We start from the raw sequence: 20,233 nt of genomic DNA, 5'->3' as shown, positions 1-20,233 counted from the left end.
GGGATTGTCGGCGGCGCGTGGTGGGTTGTACCCACGATGACGACACGCACCCACGCCGACCGCCTGCTCGACGTCAGGACGATCTTCCACGAGCGCGACGTCGCCGAGTTCGCCCGCGGCGCCGAGATCCTCGCCCGCTTCCCCGACGCCGAACGCGTCGAGGTGCTCTCCCACCAGGCGATCCCCGGCCTCTACGGCAATGAGGGCAACGTCGAGGACTGGGTGCGCAACAAGCGCGAGGTGCTCGTCCTGGGCGTGAAGAAGTCACTGACCGCCCGGCCCAACGGCCGCAGCTCGGACTTCATCGCCCCCTCGACCTCCAACGGCTGCGCGATGGCCTGCTCCTACTGCTACGTCCCGCGCCGCAAGGGGTACGCCAACCCGATCACCGCGTTCGTCAACATCGAGCGGATCCTCGGCTACCTCGAGCGGCACGCGGGGCGCCAGGGACCGAAGACGGTCCCGAACCAGTGCGACCCGGTCGACTGGGTCTATGACCTGGGCGAGAACGGCGACTGCTCGGTCGACGCGCTCTTCAGCAACAACGTGCGCGACCTGGTGGACCTCTACGCCCGCCTGGACGGGGCCAAGGCGAGCTTCGCCACCAAGTTCGTCAACCGCGACCTGCTCGACTGGGACCCGCGCGGCGGCACCCGGGTCCGCTTCTCGCTGATGCCGGCGGAGATGTCGAAGAAGCTCGACCTGCGGACCTCCCGGATCGCGGAGCGGATCGCTGCGATCGACGACTTCGTCGAGGCCGGCTACGAGGTGCACCTGAACTTCAGCCCGGTCGTCGTCCACGAGGGGTGGAAGGCCGAGTGGGCCGAGCTGCTCGAGCAGGTCGCCGACGGCATCGGCGAGAAGGCCAGGGCGCAGCTGGCCTGCGAGGTCATCTTCCTGACCCACAACGAGGACCTGCACGAGGTCAACCTCGGCTGGCACCCACGCGGCGAGGACCAGCTGTGGCGCCCGGACCTCCAGCAGCGCAAGCGGTCCGAGAGCGGCCAGGAGAACGTCCGCTACAAGGTCGCCTGGAAGCGCCGCTGGGTCGACGAGCTGACCGCGATGATCGGTGAGACGCTCCCGACCTGCCGGGTGCGGTACGCGTTCTGAGCAGCCGGCACCGGCGCGGGCGGGCGCCCCGCTCGACCGGACCCGGTTGTCCCGGTGCCCCGGACGGCCCCAGACTCCCCCGGTGACCAGCTCCCACGACATCGCCCGCTGGCGGTTCGCGACCCAGCACCTCACGGCGCCGCACGCCGGATCCGCGACCGACGTGGTCGCCGGCCTACTGGCGGTCCAGGCGGAGAACCCGACCCAGGCGGCGTGGGCGGTTGCGGCCCGGACCTCGCGCCCTGATGGCGACGACCTCGCCGGGCTGCTGAGCAGCGGCGCCGTTCTCCGCACCCACGTGCTGCGACCGACCTGGCACTTCGTGGCCGCGGCGGACGTCGCGTGGCTGCTCGAGCTGACCGCGCCACGCGTGCGACCGACGCTGCTGCGGCAGCTCACCGACACCGGCTGGACCACCGCCGACCTGGGCCGCGCGACCGGTGCGGTGCTGGACGCCCTCGGCGGGGCCGGCCTCACGCGGGACGGCGTCAGGACCGCGCTGGCCGAGCGCGACGTCACCGTCACCGGCCACGAGCTGATGCTGCTGCTCGGGCTGACCGAGCTGGACCGGCTGGTGTGCAGCGGGCCCCCCACCGACGACGGGACCCACACCTACGCGCTGATGGCCGACCGGGTGCCGCCCGCGCCGGCCCGGGAGCGCGACGAGGCACTGGCCGAGCTCGCCCGCCGGTACCTCGCCGGGCACGGCCCCGCCACCGACCGCGACCTCGCCTACTGGGCGACCCTGCCGCTCGGCGACGTGCGCCGCGGCCTGGCCGGCGCGGCCGACCACCTGGAGCGGTTCGAGCACGAGGGGCGTACCTACTGGCACGCCGCCGGCACGGCGCCGCCCGCGGCGGGCCGGCAGCCGGCCGGCCACCTGCTGCAGATCCTCGACGAGACCTACCGCGGGTTCCAGGACAGCCGGATGCTCATCGACGTCGCCGGCGTCGTGCCGGGCGGCCGGGAGACCGCGATCGGGATGGCGGTCGTCGACGCGCAGCTGGTCGGGCGGATGAGGCGCACCCTCGGGGCCCGGGCGCGGTTCGACGTCGTGCCGTACCGCCCCCTGGGCACCGCTGCGGTCCGGGCGCTGCAGGACGCCGCCGACCGGTACGCCGCTTTCCTCGGGCTCGAGCCCGACCTCCGGCTGGCCGACGGCTGACCCGGTGGCCGAGCGGCGCCTGGGCGCCACGACCGGGTGGCGGTCAGCAGGGTCAGCGGGTGGTGCCGTACTTCCCGCGGTAGAACAGCAGCGGGTCCTCGGTGGCGCCCTCGGGCGCGGTGGCCAGGTGGAGCACCCGGCCGATGACGACCCAGTGGTCGCCGGCCTCGTGGACGGCGTGGACGCTGCAGTCGACGTGGGCCAACGAGCCCTCGAGCACCGGTGAGCCGGTCGCCTCGGCGGGGTGCCACGCGACGCCGGCGAACTTGTCGGTCCCGCGGCTGGCCATCTTATTCGACAGCTCGGCCTGGCCGTCGGCCAGGAAGTTCACGCAGAACCGCCCGGAGCGCTGGATGAGCGGCCAGGCGCGCGAGGTCTTGGCCGGCACGAAGAGCACGAGCGGCGGGTCGAGCGAGACGCTCGAGAACGACTGGCAGGTCATCCCGACCGGCTCGCCGCCGCTCATCGCGGTCACGACCGTCACCCCGGAGCCGAACCGGCCCAGGACGTCGCGGAAGTGGCGCGCCTCCGCCTGCTTCGCCGGGTCGTCGGTCGGGACCGCGGATCCCTCGCCGGGGCCGAGCGGCTCGAGCTCGTAGGCCTCGCTGCCGAGCCAGGAGGAGATCAGCTCGGAGCTGGGCCAGGTCTCGGCGGCGTTGGGGTTCATGCCCTCCGGGATGTCCGGAGAGGCCCCCGAGTGGGCTGACATGGCTCCCACGCTAGCCACTAGTGACCGCCCGCGAAGTTGTGGCCCCAGTACGACACCGCCGTCGACTCACGCGCGACCCACTTCTGGTCGTCCACCTCGAGCCCGTCGGTCCCGAACTCCACGTCGAAGCCGCCGGGCGACTTGACGTAGAAGGAGACCATCTCGTCGTTCATGTGCCGGCCGAGGGTCGCCGAGAGCGGCGCCTGGTGCTTGCGGACCCGCTCGAGCGCGCGACCGACGTGGTCAAGCTCGTCGACCTCGAGCATGATGTGGACGCACTTGGCGGGGTTCGGCATCGGCAGGAACGCCAGCGAGTGGTGCCGCGGGTTGACCCCGAGGAAGCGCAGCCAGACCTTCTCGCCGGGCTGCTTGCCGACGAACTCGCCGGGCATGCTCATCGAGTCGCGCAGGCGGAAGCCGAGGACGTCGGTGTAGAACCGCAGCGCCTCGACGTCGTCGAGCACCGGGATGACGATGTGGCCCATGCCCTGGTCGCCGGTCACGAACCTCGCGGCGTACGGCGTGACGATCGGGCGCGACTCGTAGGTGATGCCGTGGAAGAGCTCGAAGACGTTCTCCCACGGGTCGGTGAACCGGATCATCTCCTGCACCCGGCGCTCGTCGAGCTCCTCCTTGGTGGCCTCCTCGAAGGCGACGCCGGCCTTCTGCAGGTGCTCGCGCGCGTCCTGCAGGGCACGGTGGTCCGCGACCTCCCAACCGGTCGACTCGAGCAGGTCGCGGTCGGAGGGGACCACGACGAGGCGCGCGGAGACCTCGTCGATGCGCCAGTACTGGTGCTCGGGGTTGGGTCCACGGCCCTCGGCGAGGCCCAGCACCTTGCCGGCGAAGACCTTCCACTGCTCGAGGTCGGTGGAGGCCACGCGGACGTAGCCCATGGACTTGATGTCGATCGTCACGGGGTGCTTCCTGCTCTAGGTCGTTCGGTGTGGCGGGACAGGAACGCGGTGGTGATCTCGGCGAACTCCTCGGCCGCCTCGATCTGCGCCCAGTGCCCGCAGTTGGGGAACACGTGCAGCTGTGCCTTCGGGATGAGCTTGAGCGCCGCCATGGCGCCGTCGAGGGGGTTCACCCGGTCCTCGCGGCCCCAGGTCAGCAGGGTGTGCTTGCGCAGGCGGTGCGCCTCGCGCCAGAGCATGCCGTCCTCGGCCGTCTCGGGGTTCCAGAACGACATGCCCATCGAGCGCATCGCCTCCTGGGCGCCCGGGGCGGTCGCGTCGGCGAACCGGGCCTCGACCAGCTCGTCGGTGACCAGCGACTGGTCCACGACCATGGTCGAGATGAACGCGCGCAGCTTCTCGCGGGTCGGGTCGGCGCCGAAGTCCATGAGCCGCTGGACACCCTCGGTGGGGTCGGCGTGGAACAGGTTGAGCGAGAGCCCGCCGGGGCCCATGAGCACCAGCCGCCCGACGCGGTCGGGGTGGGTGAGCGCCAGGCGCATCGCCGTGCCGCCACCCAGGCTGTTGCCGAGCAGGTGCACCCGCTCGATGCCCAGCTCGTCGAGCAGCCGGACGACGTGGTCGGCCGCGAAGCGGTAGTAGTTGCCGACGACCGGCGGCTTGTCGGAGCCACCGAAGCCGGGCTGGTCGACGAGCAGCGTGCGGAACACCGAGGCGAAGTGCGGCAGCGCCGGGCCGAAGTTGGACCACGCGGACGCGCCTGGTCCGCCGCCGTGCAGCATCACCAGCGGCAGCCCGCCGCCGACCTGGCTGGGCTGGGTGTCGGGAGCGGCCTCGTAGTAGTTGAGCGTGAGGTCGCCGGCCTTGGCCGAGCGGCGGACGCTCTGCTGCGCGAACCGGGACGGGACGGCCGTCACGTCAGTACATCCCCGGGTCTACCTTGTGGCCGAACTCGTGCGCGCCGTACATCTGCAGCGCCCGCTCGGGGTCGTTGGCCGCGTGGACGCGACCGGCGTGGGCGTCGCGCCAGGCGCGCTGGAGGTAGGTGCCCTCGGCGAGCGCCCGCCCGCCGGAGGCCTCGAACAGCGCGTCGATGGCGTCGATCGCCCGCTGGGTGCCGAGGACCTGGTCGCGGCGGACCCGCAGCCGCAGGCCGAGCGGGATCCGCTCGCCCTTGGCGACGTGGTCCATCTCCTCGCGGACGTTGTTGACCAGCAGCGCCCAGGCCGCGTCGATCTCGCTGCTCGCCCGGGCGATGCGGACCGCCGAGAACGGGTCGAGCGACGCCTTCTCGCCGAGGTACGCCGCGCGGGTGCGCTTCTGCTGCATCTCGACGTGCTCGGCGTAGGCACCCCGCGCCATGCCGATGATCGGCGTGGTGATGGTGCCGGTGAAGATCGAGTGGAAGGGCAGCTTGTAGAGGTCGGAGGTGTTCTGCTCCTGGCCGGGGCCCTTGCAGGCGCCGGTCTGGCTCATCGAGAGGGTGAACGCCTCGGGGATGAACACGTCCTCGACGAGGATGTCGTTGGAGCCGGTGCCGCGCAGGCCGACCATGTGCCAGACGTCGATGATCTGGTACTTCTCCCGCGGGACCATGAAGGTCTTGAAGTCGACGACCTGGCCCTCCTCGTTGAAGACGAGACCGCCGAGCAGGACCCAGCTGCAGTGGTCGCAGCCGGAGGAGAAGCTCCACTTGCCGGAGAGCAGGTAGCCGCCCTCGGTGACGGTCGCCTTGCCGGTCGGGGCGTACGACGAGCTCAGCCGGGTGCTGGTGTCCTCGCCCCACACCGCCTGCTGCGCCTCGTCGGCGAAGAGCGCGACCTGCCAGGGGTGGACGCCCACGACGCTGGAGACCCAGCCGGTGGAGCCGCACGCCGAGGCGATCTCGCGGACCGCGGTGTAGAAGGTGACCGGGTCGGCCTCGTACCCGTCGAAACGCCGGGGCTGGAGCAACCGGAAGAAGCCGACCTCCTCCAGCTCCTTGATGCTCGCCTCGGGCACCACACGCAGGCGCTCGGCCTCGTCGGCGCGCTCGCGGAACGCGGGCAGCAGGTCACGGACGCCGTCGAGAACAGCCTGGGACATCGCCAACTCCTGTCGTGGTGGGACGACGTCGATACTAGAACACGTTCTCGTTTTGGACCAGACGACTCCCGCCCAGCGGGTGCGGGCTACGCCGGGGTCGGCCGGTAGGGCGTGAGCACGCAGAACTCGTTGCCCTCGGGGTCCGCCAGGACGGCCCAGCCCTTCTCGCCGTCGCGCAGGTCGTCCACCAGCGTCGCGCCCAGCCCGACGACGCGGTCGACCTCCTCGTCACGGCTGCGGTCGGTCGGGCGCAGGCAGATGTGCATGCGGTTCTTCACCGTCTTGGGCTCGGGCACCTTGAGGAACAGCAGGAACCGGTCGTCGGGCCCGACCAGCCCGCACTCCTCCTCCCCCGGCTTGTTCTCCCACTCGCCGGTGGGCAGGGTGAAGTCCTCGAGGACCTGCGCCCACCACATGGTCTGGGCGTACGGGTCGTGGGCGTCGATGCAGAAGTTGGATGCGCGGGATGCCATGGGCCCTCTGTACCCCACGCCGCTCCGCCGGGTCGAGCGCGTTCCCGCGGGCCAGGACCGGTGGTCGGCCCGCGAGGGGACGACCACCGGCCCCGCCCGGGTCGCGCCGGGTCGCGCCGGGCCGGGGGTCAGGCGTTGGCGGCGGCCTTGTCCTGCTCGGCCTTGAGCATCAGCGCGATGTCGATGAGCTGGTCCTCCTGGCCGCCGATCAGCTTGCGGCGGCCGGCCTCGAGCAGGATCTTCGCGCCGGAGACGCCGTAGCGGTCGGCGGCGTTGCCGGCGTGCTTGAGGAAGGAGGAGTAGACCCCGGCGTACCCCATCATCAGGGTCATCCGGTCGAGCTGGCACTCCTCGGGCATCGCGGGCTTGATGACGTCCTCGGAGGCGTCGACGATCTGGAGGAAGTCCACGCCGGTGCGCCAGCCGAGCTTGTCGCAGACGCCGATGAACGCCTCGAGCGGGGTGTTGCCGGCCCCGGCGCCGAAGCGGCGGACCGAGCCGTCGATCTGGGTCGCGCCCGCGCGGGCGGCGATGACGGTGTTGGAGACACCGAGGCCGAGGTTCTCGTGGCCGTGGAAGCCCACGTCGGCCTGCGAGCCGATCTCGGCCACGACGGCCGAGACCCGGTCGGCGGTCTGCTCCATCACGAGCGCGCCGGCGGAGTCCACGACGTACACGCACTGGCAGCCGGCGTCGACCATGGTCCGCGCCTGCTTGGCCAGGACCTCCGGCGGCTGGGTGTGGCTCATCATCAGGAAGCCGACCGTCTCCAGGCCGAGCTCGCGGGCGAGCCCGAAGTGCTGGATGGAGGTGTCGGCCTCGGTGCAGTGCGTGGCGATCCGGCAGATCTGGCCGCCGTTGTCCTGCGCGGCGCGGATGTCGTCCTTGGTGCCGACGCCGGGCAGCATCAGGAAGGCGATCTTCGCCGTCCGGGCCGTCTCCGCCGCGATCCGGATGAGCTCCTGCTCGGGCGTGCGGGAGAAGCCGTAGTTGAACGAGGAGCCGCCGAGGCCGTCGCCGTGGGTGACCTCGATGACCGGGATGCCGGAGGTGTCGAGGGCCTCGACGATGTCGTGGACCTCCTGCGCGGTGAACTGGTGCCGCTTGTGGTGCGACCCGTCGCGCAGGCAGGTGTCGGTCAGCCGCAGGTCGAGGTCGCCGCCGTGGGCGTCCTTCCAGGTGCGGGTCAGCGTGTTCAGGTCCGTCATCTCAGGACTCCTTCGAGCGGCCGGCGAGCAGCGAGCGGGCGATGTTGTCGCCGACCTGCGTCGCGGCGGCGGTCATGATGTCGAGGTTGCCGGAGTACGGCGGCAGGTAGTCGCCGGCGCCCTCGACCTCGAGGAAGATCGAGACCTTGACCTGGCCCTGCGTGGCGGCCGACGGCTCGTCGATCTGCGGCTCCTGCAGCAGCCGGTAGCCCGGGACGTACTCCTGGACCGACTTCTCCATCGCGAAGACCGACTGCACGATGGCGTCCCGGTCGGCGTCCGGGGGGACCGCGCAGAAGATCGTGTCGCGCATGATCATCGGCGGCTCGGCCGGGTTGAGGATGATGATCGCCTTGCCGCGCTCGGCGCCGCCGATGGTCTGCACGCCGGCGGCGGTGGTGCGGGTGAACTCGTCGATGTTGGCCCGGGTGCCCGGCCCCGCGGAGACGCTGGAGACCGAGGCGACGATCTCGGCGTACGGCACCGGGGCGACGCGGGAGACGGCGGCGACCATCGGGATCGTCGCCTGGCCACCGCAGGTGATCATGTTGACGTTCATCGCGCCCACGTGCTCCTCGCCGTTGACCGGCGGGATGACCGCGGGGCCGACGGAGGCGGGGGTGAGGTCGACGGCACGGATGCCGGCCTCCTCGTAGCGGGGGGCGTACTCCCGGTGCACGTAGGCGGAGGTGGCCTCGAAGATCAGGTCGGGCAGCTCGTCCTGCTTCAGCAGCCAGTCGACGCCCTCGTGGGAGGCCTCGAGGCCCTGCTGGGAAGCGAGCCTGAGCCCCTCCGAGGCAGGGTCGACGCCGATCATCCAGCGGGGCTCGACGACGTCCGAGCGCAGCAGCTTGTACATCAGGTCGGTGCCGATGTTGCCCGGCCCGACGATGGCCGCGGTCAGCTTGGTCATTTCTGGGTGGACCTCTCAGTCGGTGGGCTCGAGCGTGGCACGCTGAGGGCCTCGCGGGCGCCCGCGGACCACTCACCGGGAGCGGCCTCGCCCGGGCGCCGCGGGACTCCCGGCGAGCGGGACGAGCCACGGTCCGACCATGGTAGAACCTGTTACAGTTCCGCGCCATGACGGGCTCTTCCCACGCTGCTCCGCGCCCTGCCGAGCGCACGTCCAACGGTTCGCCGACCGACCTCCCGAGCGAGGTCGACGTCGTCGTCGTCGGGGCCGGCGCGGCGGGCATGTCCGCGGCCCTCGCCGCCGCCGACCGCGGCCTCGACACCATCCTCGTGGAGAAGAGCCGCTACTTCGGCGGCTCCACCGCCCGCAGCGGCGGCGGAGTCTGGATCCCGGGCAACTACGCGCTCAAGGCGGCCCGGCAGGACGACCCGCTGGAGAACTCCAAGCTCTACCTGGACTCCATCGTCGGCGACGTCGTCCCGAAGGTCCGCCGCGACACCTACGTCGACCGCGGCGCCGAGGTCATGGACTTCCTCAAGGCCCGCACCCCGGTGCGCTTCACCTGGGTGCCGGACTACGCCGACTACCACCCCGAGCAGCCGGGCGGGCGACCCCGCGGCCGCACGGTCGAGCCGGTCCCGCTGGACGCCGGCTTCCTGGGCGCCGAGCTCGAGCGGCTCCACCCGCCGTACACCAAGGCGCCGGCCAACATGATCGTCACCCAGGCCGACTTCCGGAAGATCAGCCTCGGCATGCGCACGCTCAAGGGCCCGCTGACGATGGTCAAGGTGACGATCAAGCGGATCGTCTCCGGCCTGCTGCGCCGCCGGATGTACGCCATGGGCAACGCGATCGCGATCGGCCTGCGCCAGGGCCTGGTCCAGGCGCGCGTGCCGGTGCACTACGAGACCGACCTGCGCGACCTGGTGGTCGAGGAGGGCCGCGTCGTCGGCGTGCGGGTGCTCCGCGACGGCGTCGAGCAGGTCGTCCGCGCCCGGCGCGGCGTCGTGCTGGGCAGCGGCGGCTTCGAGCGCAACCTCGAGCTGCGCGAGCGCTACCTGCCGCACCCGACCTCGGTCGAGTGGACCACCGGCTCGAAGAACAACACCGGCGCCGGGCTGGTCGCCGGCCAGGCCGCCGGTGCCCGCACCGACCTGCTCGACGACGGCTGGTGGGGCCCGACCATCCCGCTGCCGGGGCGGCCGTGGTTCTGCCTGGCCGAGCGCAACCTGCCCGGCTCGATCATCGTCAACCAGGCCGGCGAGCGGTACATGAACGAGGCGCTGCCCTACGTCGAGGCGGTGCACGAGATGTACCGGGGCGAGGAGACCGGCGTCGCCCACGTGCCGTCGTGGATGGTCATCGACCAGCGCTACCGCAACCGGTACGTCTTCGCCGGGCTCATGCCGCGCCAGCCGTTCCCCGGCCGGTGGTTCAAGGAGGGCGTGGTCAGGAAGTCCGACTCGCTCGCCGGGCTGGCCGCCGAGATCGGCGTGCCCGCCGAGACGCTGGAGCGGACCGTCGAGCGGTTCAACGGCTTCGCCCGGACCGGTGTCGACGCCGACTTCCACCGCGGCGAGTCGGCCTACGACAAGTACTACTCCGACCCCACCGTCAAGCCGAACCCGTCGCTGCACACCATCGACGAGGGGCCGTTCTACGCGGTCAAGATCGTGCCCGGCGACCTCGGCACCAAGGGCGGGCTCGTCACCGACGAGCGCGCGCGGGTGCTGCGCGAGGACGGCTCGGTGCTCGAGGGCCTCTACGCCGCCGGCAACGTGTCCGCGGCCGTGATGGGCCACACCTACCCCGGGCCCGGTGGCACGATCGGCCCCGCGCTGGTCTTCGGCTACCTGGCCGCGGAGGACATCGCGAGCGGGCCCGCGCCCACCCGCACGGCCGTCGAGAAGGAGACCGCCTGATGCCCATCGACCCCTCCGTGGCGATCGGGGCCGACCTGGGCTCCCGCGAGTTCAGCTGGGCCGAGAGCGACGTGCTGCTCTACCACCTCGGCATCGGCGCCGGCTCCCGCGCGGGCGACAACCTCTCCCCCGGCGCGCTGCGCTACACCCTGGAGGGCCCCGGGCTGCAGGTGCTGCCGTCGTTCGGCGTCGTGGCGCCCACCTTCCACGAGACCGACCCGCCGCCGCTGGACCTGCCGGGCTGTGACATCAACCTCGCCCAGGTCGTCCACGGCTCGCAGTCGATCACCGTCACCGGTGGTCCGCTGCCCACCAGCGGCACGGCCACGGTCTCCACGACGCTGACCGACGTGTGGGACAAGGGCAAGGCCGCGGTGATCTGGCAGGAGGGGGTCGCCACCTCCCCGGCCGGCGAGGAGCTGTGGCGGGTGCGCTCGTCGATCTTCGTGCGGGGCGAGGGCGGCTGGGGCGGCGACCGGGGCACCTCGACACCCGTGGTCCTGCCCGACCGCCCGGCCGACGCGGACGCGACGTACGACGTCACCCCGCAGCAGGCGCTGCTCTACCGCCTCTGCGGCGACCGCAACCCGCTGCACGCCGACCCGGCCTTCGCGGAGGCGGCGGGCTTCCCGGCACCGATCCTGCACGGGCTCTGCTCCTACGGGATCGTCCTGCGCACGCTGACCGACGAGCTCCTCGAGGGCGACGCCACGAAGGTCGGTGGCTTCGCCGCGAAGTTCGCCGGCGTGGTCTTCCCCGGCGAGACCATCCGCACCCGCGGCTGGCGCGAGGACGGCCGGGTCCTGGCCTCGGCCGAGATCGCCGGCGGCGACCGGGACGCCTCGCCGGTCCTCGGCGACGTGGTGCTCGACCTGGCCTGACCGGCCTCTCTCAGGTGCGGGCCGCCAGCAGGTAGAGCCGCTCGGTCGTCTCGCCCCGCGCGGCGACCGGTCCGCGCCGGTACCACTCCACGTCGCCGAGCCCCGCCGCCTCCACCGCGGCGCGGACCTCGGCGACGTCGTGGTGCACGAAGTCCAGCGACACCTGGTGGCCGTGCCACTCCTCGATGCGGTGCACACGGCGCGGCCCACCGGTCTGCAGGGCCAGCACGAGGCGCCCGCCCGGGGCCAGCGGCCGGGCCAGCGCCGCCACGGCGTCCGGCAGCTCGGCGGGGGCGAGGTGGATGAGGGAGTACCACGCGAGCACCGCGGCCCACCCGTCGGCCGCCGGCGGTCGGACGAGACGGCGCAGGTCGCCGACCTGGTACGTCGCGTCGGGGAAGCGCGTCCGCGCCTGCTCGACCATCTCCGGGGCCAGGTCCAGGCCGGTCGCGTCCGCCCCGGCCGCCGCGAGGTACGCCGTCACGTGGCCCGGCCCGCTGCCCACCTCGACCACGGGGCGGCCGGCGGCGACCGCGTCCGCGGCCACGCGGTCCAGCAGCCACCGCTCGAAGGGCATCGCCGCGAGCTCGTCGGCGAAGGTGTCGGCGTAGTCCGCAGCGACCGCCCCGTAGGCGGCCCGCACCCGGTCGTCGCGGTCCTCCGGCAGCACGACCGGCCCCTCGGCCGCGGCCGCCGCGGGCGCAGGCGTCTCCTCGGACGCGCCGAGCAGGTGGCGCCAGCGGGCGTCCCGCTCGCCGCGCCCACGCGGCAGCTGCACGACCAGCCCGCGCCCGGCCAGGCCGCCCAGGCAGGCCTCGACCGCCTGGCGGTCCGCGAAGGGGTGCAGCCGCTCGGTGCGGGTCCGGAGCTCCCCCGGCGCCTGCGGACCGCGGAGCAGCAGGACGGTCACCAGCGCCCGCTCGTCCGCGGCCAGGCCGAGCACCTCGTCGAGCACCTGGTGGTACTTCAGCGTCCGGCGACCGGTGTCGGACCAGACGATCCGCAGCAGCCCGCGGTCCTTGAGCCGCCGGCCGACCTGCTCGACCAGCTGCTCGTCGTACTCCACGACCGGCTCGCGGCTGCTGGTCTGGTTGCAGGCACCGCGGAGGGCGCTGAGCGTGAGCGGGTAGGAGGCCGGGACCGTCACCTGCTTCTCCAGCAGCGCTCCGAGGACCCGCTGCTCCTCCTCGCTGAGCGGGGGGTCGAGCGGGGGGTCGAGCGGGAGGTCGGACGTGGGCTGCGTCTCGGTCACGCCGCGACGATAGGTGCCGCCGAGGGGAACGGCCCGGGCGGGCCGGTTGTTGCACCGGTGATGCCACGTCACTGGATCCCCCGGCACGTCCTGGTCACCGCTGCCGCCGCCGAGCAGCCGCACACCGCCGAGATGCTGCGCCGCATCGAGGCGGCCGGCGTGACCGACATCCGCATGCTCGCGGGCAACCGGCTCACCGGCCTGGCCGAGGGCTCCGAGCGCGAGGTCTACGCCCGCGCCAAGGCCACCCTCGCCCTCGTCGTCGCCCCGCCGAGCGCGATCCGGCCGCAGCCGATCCCGCCCAGCGCCGACTGGCGCATCGACCTGGCGAAGGGGTGCCCGGCGCACTGCCAGTACTGCTACCTCGCCGGCTCGCTGACCGGCCCGCCGATCACCCGGGCCTACGCCAACCTCGACGACGTCCTCGCCGGCATCGGCACGCACGCCGGTCGGGGTGCGGTCACCAGCGGCACCGAGGAGCGCGGCCACGAGGGCACGACGTACGAGCTGTCCTGCTACACCGACCCGCTGGGCATCGAGCACCTCACCGGCTCGCTGGCCGAGGCCGTGCGGCGGGTCGGGACCGGCGCGTACGGCGACGACGTCTCCCTGCGGTTCACCACGAAGTTCGAGGCGGTCGACGACCTGCTCCCCCTCCCCCACGCCCGCCGCACCCGGATGCGCGTCTCGGTGAACGCGGAGGAGGTCGCCGGCCGCTTCGAGGGCGGGACGTCCCCGGTCCCGGCGCGCATCGGGGCGCTCCGCCGAGCAGCGCTGGCCGGCTACCGGGTCGGGCTGACCATCGCCCCGGTCATGCCGGTCGAGGGGTGGCAGGAGCAGTACGCCGCACTGCTGGACTCCGTCGCAGGCGCGCTGGCCGACGTCCCGGACCTCGACCTGACGACCGAGGTGATCACCCACCGGTTCACGCCGGGGTCCAAGGAGGTGCTGCTCGGCTGGTACCCGCGCACGAGGCTGGAGATGGACGAGTCCGTCCGCGCCGCCAAGCGCACGAAGTTCGGCGGGGTCAAGCACGTCTACCCGCGGGAGACGATGACCGTGATGCGGGCGTGGTTCACCAAGGCCCTCGAGGCACGCCTGCCCGGCGCGCCGCTGCTCTACTGGACGTGAGGCCCAGGTCCGCCCCGGCGAGGACGGGCTTTCCGGGCCCGACCCTGCTACGGTCGAGGGAGTTGAAGGGGGTTCTCCCCACCTGGTGGCCGATCCGGCCGCCGAGCTCATCGCTTGTCCTTGGTTCGCACGTTGGTATCAGGCGCCTCGCTTTGTCTTCAGCCCCGCAGCGGGCAACAAGTCGCCCGCCGCTACCAACACGAAGGATCAGCAGCATGACTAACGGCACCGTCAAGTGGTTCAGCGACGACAAGGGCTTCGGCTTCATCGCCCAGGAGGGCGGCGGCGCGGACGTCTTCGTCCACCACAGCAACATCCAGGGCAACGGCTACAAGTCCCTCAAGGACGACCAGAAGGTCGAGTTCGACGTCGTCGCCGGCCCCAAGGGTCCGCAGGCCGAGAACGTCCGGGCTCTCTGAGTCCCACCCCGCACTCCGTCCGACGGCGGCTCACCGATCACGCATCGGTGGCCGCCGTCCGGCGATTTCGGGGGTCTGGTGCCGACCGCGGGGCCCGAAGTGTCCGGCTTCCCGGCGCTCACCACCCGGCGACGGTGGTGACGCGCCCGGTGTCGGGGTCCCAGCGACGCAGCCGGGTGAAGGTCAGCACGACGTCCTCGTGACCGAGCACGTCGACCGCCCGCTGGGCGTCCTCGCGGGCCAGCCGGCGGGCCAGCGTCACGTGCGGCAACCAGCCCAGGTGGGCCCGGTCGGGCACCTGGACGCGCACGGCCAGCACGCGGCGCACGACGTCGTCGTCGATGTCGAACGCGCGGGCGACGGTCAGCCGGTCCCCGCCGAGCAGCAGCAGCCCGGCCGAGCGGGCCCGGAACGGCAGCAGCGAGCCCAGGCGCGCGGAGGCGACGTCGATCGCCGCGTCGGGGAGCTCCGGCGCCGACACGACCGTCAGGTGCGGGGCGTTGGTCGGGCCCCGGTGGTCCAGCTGCGAGGGCAGGCCGGCGTCGCGGAGCCGTTCCCAGTCGTGGCGGACCGCCTCCTGGCCGGCCTCGTCGGGGACCAGCTCGAGCGCGTGCAGCGGCATCAGCGGCGCCCCGTCACGCGAGCCACGCCGTCGCCCGCCGGGTGTGCCCGGCCTTGGTGGCCGGTTCCATCCCGTCGTAGAGCCGGGCGACCATCTGGGAGCGCGGGTTGCGCGCGAACACGTCCTGGTGGTCCCTCACGAAGGTCCAGTAGAGCGCGTCCCAGTCGGCCCGCCACTCACCGGGGCCGAAGTCGGTGAGCTTGCGCAGGTAGTTCGACCCCGACACGTAGGGCTTGGTCACGATCGCCTCGCCCGCGGCGAACTGGCTCATGCCGTACACGTTGGGCACCATCACCCAGTCGTAGGCGTCGATGAACATCTCCATGAACCACTCGTACGCCGCGTCCGGCTCGGTCCGCAGCAGGCACATCGCGTTGCCCAGCACCATGAGCCGCTCGATGTGGTGGGCGTAGCCGGTGCGCAGCACCTTGGCCAGCACGTGGTCCACCGGCTCGAGCCCGGTCGTGGCGTCCCACCAGCCCTCGGCGAGCGGCCGGGTGTGGCCCAGGTGGTTGCGGCTGCGCAGCGCGCGACCCCACAGGACGTAGGAGGCCCGCATGTACTCCCGCCACCCGATCACCTGGCGCACGAAGCCCTCCAGCGAGGCCAGCGGCACGTCGGCCGACTCCCCGGCCTCGAGGGCCCGGTCGAGCACCCGCGCGGGGGTGACCAGGCCGGTGTTGAGCGCCGGGGTCAGCAGGGAGTGGAAGAGGAAGTCGTGCTCGGTCGACACCGCGTCCTCGTAGGGACCGAACTGCGGGAACCGGTCGGCCAGGAACGCGTCGTACGCCGCCTCGGCCTCCTCGTGCGAGGTCGCCCAGGCGAACGCCGACGCGTCACCGGGGTTGTCGGGGAACTCCCGGCCGACCCAGGCGATCGCCTCCTCCACCGCCGGGTGGCGCTCGGGGGCCGCGACGTCGGGGACCGGGTGGTGCCGCGGCAGCTTCTTGCGGTTCTCCTCGTCGAAGGACCACCGTCCGCCGACCGGCTCGCCGTCGCCCTCGACGAGCACGTCGAGCCGTATGCGCTGCCAGGAGTAGAAGTGCTGCATCCGCGCCGCCCGCCCGCGAGGACCGGCCACCCCGTCGAAGTGCGCGGCGAGGTCGGCGCGGGAGGTCAGGAACATCGGCGTCTCGAGCACCTCCTCGGGCCGCAGCTCGTGCCCGGCCTCGGCGAGCGCCGCCGTCAGGTCCCGGGAGAGCCAGTCGTCGACGACGTCGTACACCCGCACCTCGGTCGGCCGCAGCCGCCGCAGCACCTCCACCAGGCCCTCGCGGCTGGACCGCTCCGCGGAGGTCTCGACCACCTCGACGTCGCGACCGGCCTCGCGCAGGCGGTCGGCGAAGCGGCGCATCGACGCGCGGTGCAGGACGAGCTTCTGGGCGTGGAAGCGGTACTGGCGGAACAGCAGGTCGTGCTCGACGAGGACGTACGTCGTGCCGTGGGGCGCCTCGAGGTGGTCGAGGAAGAGCTGGTGGGGCATCACCAGCTGGACACGCCGTTCCGTCACGGGCGGGCCGGTACCCATACTCCGGGCATGGCGCTCCTCGACACCTGGACCCGCGGCGAGCACGTCGACGCCGACGGCACCGCGCACCCGACGTACCGCAAGGGCGAGGGACCCGGCATCGTGCTGGTCCACGAGATCCCGGGCATCTCCCCGGAGGTCGTCGGGTACGCCGAGGAGCTGGTCGCGGCCGGCTACACCGTGGTGCTGCCCCAGCTGTTCGGCCGGCCCGAGGCGCCGGTCGGCGCCGCGTCCGTCGCCCGGGCGATGGCGCAGATCTGCGTGAGCCGCGAGATGAGCATGCTCGCCGCCGGTCGCACGACGCCGGTCGCCGGCTGGCTCCGGTCGCTGGCCCGGTCGCTGCACGCGGAGCTCGGCGGACCGGGTGTCGGTGCCCTGGGGATGTGCTTCACCGGCGGCTTCGCGCTGGCGATGATGGTCGACCCCGCGGTGGCCGCGCCGGTGCTGGCCCAGCCTTCGACGCCGTTCCCCCTCGGGCGCCGGCGCGCCGCCGACCTCGGGCTCTCCCCCGACGACCTCGCCACCGTCCGCGACCGCGCGGCGGGCGGCTGCCAGGTGCTGGGCCTGCGCTACCGCGGCGACCGGATGGTCGGCACCCGGTTCGAGACGCTCACCCGCGAGATCGGCGACGCGTTCCTCCGCGTCGACCTGCCCGGCTCCAAGCACTCCACCCTCACCCTGCACCGCCACGAGGAGGCGGTCGAGGCGGTGCTGGAGTTCTTCGAGGCGCAGCTGCGGCGGTAGCCGCAAGGTTCAGCGGCCAGCCGCTGGAACTGTCGGTTGGCCGATGAAGCTTCAGCGGCCGACCGACAGGTTCAGCGGCCAGCCGATGAAGCCTGCGGCCAGCGCGAACAGCCCCGCCGACGCAGCGAACAGCGCGGCGAAGCCGGCGGTGACGACCACCAGGTCGGTGGCGGAGGCGCCGGCGTGGAGGTCGGCCAGGAGGACCGTGGAGGTCACGACCACCTGGGTCAGGGCCGTGGCGCCGAGCGCGAGGACCATGCCGCGGGGGCGCAGCCGCGCGGCCACCGAGCCGAGGACGAGGACGGCGGGCACGGCGACGTACACCCGGTCCACGCGGCCCCCGTCCCCCACGATGCCGACGGCACCCGCGGCGAGGACCAGCACGACGGCGGCTCCGGCGGCGACGAGCAGGCCGAGCCGGTGGGCGGTGCGAGGAGTCATGCCACGACGGTAGGAGCCCGGCCGGCCGGGAGGTGTCGAGGAGATGTGGAGATCCGGTGCAGGTCGGGCGGTGCAGCACCGGGCGCGGCGGGGCCGGGGCGGGGTCAGTCCTCCCGCGGCGCCCCGGGGTGCGGGTCGAGCTTGGTGTCCAGGTGCTCCCCGGCGATGCCGTTCTCTATCCGCTGGCGCTGGCGCCGGGTCGAGCGGGCACTCGCGAGCACGTAGCCGAGGGCGAGTGCCACCAGCACCACGACGAGGACGATCCAGGCGGTCATGCCGTCCGGTTCCGCGCCCACCCATCGGCATACCCGCTGACCCGGGCGCCGCCGCGCCGCTACGTTGCCGGACGTGGACAGCGCCCGCGCGATCGAGAACCTCCTCTACGTCTACGCCGAGCGGGTCGACGCCGGCGACCTCGACGGCGTCGGCGCGCTGTTCGAGCACGGCAGCGTCGTGGGGCACCACGGCGCCGAGTCCGTCCGCGAGATGTACGCCGCCACCATGCGCGTCCACGAGGAGACCGGCACCCCGCGGACCCACCACGTGGTCTCCAACCCGGTCATCGAGGTCGACGAGGCCGCCGGCACCGCGACGTGCCGCTCGCGGTTCACCGTCCTCCAGGCGACCGACACCCTCCCGCTGCAGCCGGTGGCGGCCGGTCGCTATGTCGACACCTTCACCCGGCTCGACGGCACCTGGTGGTTCGCCACCCGGACCATGCGGCTCGACCTGACCGGCGACCTGGGCCAGCACCTGCTCGGCTGAGGGGCCGCGAGCCGGTCAGGAATCGAGAAGCGCCCGCGCGTCCCCCGCCCCTAGCGTCGGTCCCGTCGACGACCACGCGAGAGGAACGAGGGACACCATGACCGGAGCGAGCGGGACCGACGGCTTCACCCCCGAGGAGCGCGCGGCGATGAAGGAGCGCGCGGCCGAGCTGCGCGCCGAGGGCCGCGGTGGCGCGAAGAAGGCCGACGGGCTCAAGGCGGTCCTGGACCGGATCGCGCAGATGACCCCCGAGGACCGCCTGCTCGCGGAGCGGGTGCACGTCGCGGTGACGGCCACGGCGCCCCAGCTGCTGCCGAAGACCTGGTACGGCATGCCGGCGTACGCCGACGCCTCGGGCAAGGCCGTGGTCTTCTTCCAGGACGCCGGGAAGTTCGGCGCGCGCTACTCCACGATCGGCTTCCAGGACAACGCCGCGCTCGACGACGGCGACATGTGGCCGGTGTCGTACGCCGTCGTCGCCTGGAACGACCGGGTCGAGGAGCGGGTCGTGGCGCTGGTGCGGGCCGCCACCGGCTCCTGAGCAGCCCGGAGGCCCCGGTCAGGCGCCGACCATCAGGCAGAACGGTTGCCCGGTGGGGTCGGCCAGCACGTACAGGGGCTCCTCGGCGACGTACGTGCGGTCGAGCAGCAGCGTCGCCCCGAGCTCCTCGGCCCGCCGCCGGTGCCGCTCGAGCGCCTCGACGTCCGGGACGGCGAAGTCGAGGTGCAGCTGGGCCGGGACGGTGTGGTCGGGCCAGTCGGGCCGCTCGATCGAGGGGACGTCCTGGAAGGCCAGCACGCGCCGGCCCGCGTCGTCGACGAGCACGAGCCAGTCGGCGTCGTCGGGCGAGCCGTCGGTCGGCGGCTCGTCCCCGGGCCGGTAGCGCAGCCCGAGGAGCTCCCGGTAGAACTCCGCGAGCGGCCGGCACTCGAGCGCGTCGAGCACCGTGTGCATCAGGACGGGGTGGCCCCCGTCGACCGCGCCGGTCACCGGCCGCGCCCGCCGCGGGACTGCGCCGTCCGCGCCGCGTCCCGGCTGAGGAGCGCCACCTGCGGTGGGCGGAACGCCGTCATCGCTCGAGCGGACGCCCCGGGTCCGCGGTCCAGGCGTTCATCGAGCCGTCGTAGACCGCGACGTCGTCGCGCCCGAGGTCCATCAACGTGAGCGCGACGGCCGTGGCCGCGATGCCGCCACCGCAGTAGGTCACGGGCCGCTTGCCCGGGTCGAGCGCGCCGACCGAGGCGAGCAGCTCGCGCAGCTCCTCGATCGGCCGCATCCGGCCGTCGGGCCCGACGAGCTCGTCGAAGGGCACGTTGACGCTGCCGGGGATGTGGCCCTGCGCGAAGAGCCCGCGGTCCAGCGCATTGACCAGCAGCACGTCCGGGTCGTCGACGGCGGCCTCGACGTCCTGCGTCGACCGGATCCGATCGGGGCGGCGCCGGGCGGTGAAGGTGGTCGGCGGGTACGTCTCGGTGCCGGAGGTCGTCTCGAACCCGGCGACCCGCCACGCGTCGAGGCCGCCGTCGAGGACCGAGACCCGGTCGAAGCCCTCGAGCCCGAACTGCCACCACAGGCGCGTCGCCCAGATCCCGTTGACCGAGTCGTAGACGACGACGCGGTGCTCGTCGCCGACCCCCAGCTCGCCGACCACCGCGGCGAACCTGTCGGGGCCCACCGCGGCGAACGGCGCCTCGCCCTCGGGGTCGCTCAGCGCCGAGACCTGGTCGACGAAGACCGCTCCCGGCACGTGCTCCTGCTCGTAGGACGCCCGGCCCGGCTCGATCCGCGGGCCGTCGTCACCGGGGCTGAGGTGGACCGTGCCGTCGAGGACCCGCACCGTGGGATCGGCCAGGTGCTCGTGCAGCCACTCGACGGACACGTGGCGGGGTACGTCGCTCATGCTCGGGAGGTACCCAGGAGGACCCGCGGGAGCCCACCGGCCCG

Annotated in this window: 23 protein-coding genes; 9 read left to right on the top strand and 14 right to left on the bottom strand. The window is 73.0% G+C overall.

Annotated features, from left to right (window positions below):
• Positions 1–36: 36 nt before the first annotated feature.
• Positions 37–1,113, top strand: coding sequence for a spore photoproduct lyase family protein (locus AB0N29_RS05800; protein WP_364864850.1), 1,077 nt, complete (start codon positions 37–39; stop codon positions 1,111–1,113).
• A gap of 82 nt (positions 1,114–1,195) precedes the next feature.
• On the top strand, positions 1,196–2,278 hold the full coding sequence (locus AB0N29_RS05795) for a winged helix DNA-binding domain-containing protein (RefSeq protein ID WP_364864848.1): 1,083 nt from the start codon (positions 1,196–1,198) through the stop codon (positions 2,276–2,278).
• Between the two features lie 52 nt (positions 2,279–2,330).
• Here AB0N29_RS05795 and AB0N29_RS05790 read toward each other — a convergent pair whose 3' ends face one another.
• The 7 genes from AB0N29_RS05790 to AB0N29_RS05760 form a co-directional block, all read right to left on the bottom strand.
• Positions 2,331–2,987 (bottom strand): flavin reductase family protein, encoded by a 657-nt coding sequence (locus tag AB0N29_RS05790; RefSeq protein WP_364864846.1) that lies wholly within the window; start codon positions 2,985–2,987, stop codon positions 2,331–2,333.
• A 17-nt stretch (positions 2,988–3,004) separates the two neighbouring features.
• A complete protein-coding gene (gene hsaC, locus AB0N29_RS05785; RefSeq protein WP_302271134.1) occupies positions 3,005–3,904 on the bottom strand; it encodes an iron-dependent extradiol dioxygenase HsaC in 900 nt (299 codons plus the stop codon).
• On the bottom strand, positions 3,901–4,821 hold the full coding sequence (gene hsaD, locus AB0N29_RS05780; RefSeq protein WP_364864843.1) for a 4,5:9,10-diseco-3-hydroxy-5,9,17-trioxoandrosta-1(10),2-diene-4-oate hydrolase: 921 nt from the start codon (positions 4,819–4,821) through the stop codon (positions 3,901–3,903). The genes hsaC and hsaD overlap by 4 nt, the downstream gene beginning before the upstream one ends.
• 1 nt (position 4,822) lies before the next feature.
• Positions 4,823–5,989: a 3-hydroxy-9,10-secoandrosta-1,3,5(10)-triene-9,17-dione monooxygenase oxygenase subunit gene (gene hsaA, locus AB0N29_RS05775; RefSeq protein ID WP_364864840.1), complete on the bottom strand. Its 1,167-nt coding sequence runs from the start codon at positions 5,987–5,989 to the stop codon at positions 4,823–4,825.
• Positions 5,990–6,075: 86 nt separating this feature from the next.
• Positions 6,076–6,462 carry a VOC family protein gene (locus AB0N29_RS05770; RefSeq protein WP_364864838.1) on the bottom strand — a complete coding sequence of 129 codons (387 nt, stop codon included), beginning with the start codon at positions 6,460–6,462 and terminating at the stop codon, positions 6,076–6,078.
• Positions 6,463–6,590: 128 nt separating this feature from the next.
• Positions 6,591–7,670, bottom strand: a complete 1,080-nt coding sequence (gene dmpG, locus AB0N29_RS05765) for a 4-hydroxy-2-oxovalerate aldolase (RefSeq protein ID WP_302271130.1) — start codon at positions 7,668–7,670, stop codon at positions 6,591–6,593.
• A gap of 1 nt (position 7,671) precedes the next feature.
• Positions 7,672–8,583, bottom strand: a complete 912-nt coding sequence (locus tag AB0N29_RS05760; protein ID WP_364864835.1) for an acetaldehyde dehydrogenase (acetylating) — start codon at positions 8,581–8,583, stop codon at positions 7,672–7,674.
• 167 nt (positions 8,584–8,750) lie between these two features.
• On the opposite strand from AB0N29_RS05760, the gene kstD reads away from it, so the two are divergent.
• Positions 8,751–10,505, top strand: coding sequence for a 3-oxosteroid 1-dehydrogenase (kstD, locus tag AB0N29_RS05755; RefSeq protein WP_364864833.1), 1,755 nt, complete (start codon positions 8,751–8,753; stop codon positions 10,503–10,505).
• Positions 10,505–11,386, top strand: coding sequence for a MaoC/PaaZ C-terminal domain-containing protein (locus AB0N29_RS05750; RefSeq protein ID WP_364864831.1), 882 nt, complete (start codon positions 10,505–10,507; stop codon positions 11,384–11,386). Before kstD ends, AB0N29_RS05750 begins: the two co-directional genes overlap by 1 nt.
• Positions 11,387–11,396: 10 nt before the next feature.
• Here the strand turns inward: AB0N29_RS05750 and AB0N29_RS05745 are convergent, their stop codons facing one another.
• Positions 11,397–12,638, bottom strand: a complete 1,242-nt coding sequence (locus AB0N29_RS05745) for a DUF480 domain-containing protein (RefSeq protein WP_364864829.1) — start codon at positions 12,636–12,638, stop codon at positions 11,397–11,399.
• A gap of 60 nt (positions 12,639–12,698) precedes the next feature.
• Between AB0N29_RS05745 and AB0N29_RS05740 the strand changes: the two genes are divergently transcribed.
• Both AB0N29_RS05740 and AB0N29_RS05735 read left to right on the top strand, forming a co-directional pair.
• Positions 12,699–13,769: a spore photoproduct lyase family protein gene (locus AB0N29_RS05740; RefSeq protein ID WP_364864826.1), complete on the top strand. Its 1,071-nt coding sequence runs from the start codon at positions 12,699–12,701 to the stop codon at positions 13,767–13,769.
• A 215-nt stretch (positions 13,770–13,984) separates the two neighbouring features.
• On the top strand, positions 13,985–14,188 hold the full coding sequence (locus AB0N29_RS05735) for a cold-shock protein (RefSeq protein ID WP_300954850.1): 204 nt from the start codon (positions 13,985–13,987) through the stop codon (positions 14,186–14,188).
• A 118-nt stretch (positions 14,189–14,306) separates the two neighbouring features.
• Here the strand turns inward: AB0N29_RS05735 and AB0N29_RS05730 are convergent, their stop codons facing one another.
• Both AB0N29_RS05730 and AB0N29_RS05725 read right to left on the bottom strand, forming a co-directional pair.
• Entirely contained in the window at positions 14,307–14,810 is a 504-nt protein-coding gene (locus AB0N29_RS05730; RefSeq protein WP_302271123.1) for a hypothetical protein, read from the bottom strand.
• A gap of 13 nt (positions 14,811–14,823) precedes the next feature.
• A complete protein-coding gene (locus tag AB0N29_RS05725; RefSeq protein ID WP_364864822.1) occupies positions 14,824–16,320 on the bottom strand; it encodes a cryptochrome/photolyase family protein in 1,497 nt (498 codons plus the stop codon).
• 27 nt (positions 16,321–16,347) lie between these two features.
• Between AB0N29_RS05725 and AB0N29_RS05720 the strand changes: the two genes are divergently transcribed.
• Positions 16,348–17,082 carry a dienelactone hydrolase family protein gene (locus tag AB0N29_RS05720; RefSeq protein WP_364864820.1) on the top strand — a complete coding sequence of 245 codons (735 nt, stop codon included), beginning with the start codon at positions 16,348–16,350 and terminating at the stop codon, positions 17,080–17,082.
• 51 nt (positions 17,083–17,133) lie between these two features.
• Here AB0N29_RS05720 and AB0N29_RS05715 read toward each other — a convergent pair whose 3' ends face one another.
• Both AB0N29_RS05715 and AB0N29_RS05710 read right to left on the bottom strand, forming a co-directional pair.
• A complete protein-coding gene (locus AB0N29_RS05715) occupies positions 17,134–17,523 on the bottom strand; it encodes a hypothetical protein (RefSeq protein WP_364864818.1) in 390 nt (129 codons plus the stop codon).
• Positions 17,524–17,627: 104 nt separating this feature from the next.
• Positions 17,628–17,798, bottom strand: a complete 171-nt coding sequence (locus tag AB0N29_RS05710) for a hypothetical protein (protein ID WP_364864816.1) — start codon at positions 17,796–17,798, stop codon at positions 17,628–17,630.
• Positions 17,799–17,871: 73 nt separating this feature from the next.
• Here AB0N29_RS05710 and AB0N29_RS05705 point away from each other — a divergent pair, with 73 nt between their 5' ends.
• Both AB0N29_RS05705 and AB0N29_RS05700 read left to right on the top strand, forming a co-directional pair.
• Positions 17,872–18,288, top strand: coding sequence for a nuclear transport factor 2 family protein (locus AB0N29_RS05705; RefSeq protein ID WP_302271114.1), 417 nt, complete (start codon positions 17,872–17,874; stop codon positions 18,286–18,288).
• A gap of 97 nt (positions 18,289–18,385) precedes the next feature.
• Positions 18,386–18,829, top strand: a complete 444-nt coding sequence (locus AB0N29_RS05700) for a hypothetical protein (RefSeq protein ID WP_302271113.1) — start codon at positions 18,386–18,388, stop codon at positions 18,827–18,829.
• Between the two features lie 18 nt (positions 18,830–18,847).
• Here the strand turns inward: AB0N29_RS05700 and AB0N29_RS05695 are convergent, their stop codons facing one another.
• A complete protein-coding gene (locus AB0N29_RS05695) occupies positions 18,848–19,279 on the bottom strand; it encodes a VOC family protein (RefSeq protein ID WP_364864813.1) in 432 nt (143 codons plus the stop codon).
• 79 nt (positions 19,280–19,358) lie between these two features.
• Complete coding sequence (locus tag AB0N29_RS05690) at positions 19,359–20,189, bottom strand: sulfurtransferase (protein ID WP_364864811.1); 831 nt, start codon at positions 20,187–20,189, stop codon at positions 19,359–19,361.
• Positions 20,190–20,233 lie beyond the last annotated feature (44 nt).

The sequence above is a fragment of the Nocardioides sp. NPDC092400 genome (assembly GCF_040684155.1).
Lineage (GTDB): Bacteria > Actinomycetota > Actinomycetes > Propionibacteriales > Nocardioidaceae > Nocardioides.
The sequence above is the reverse complement of the archived record's forward strand: the minus strand, read 5'-3'. Positions and strand labels throughout refer to the sequence as shown.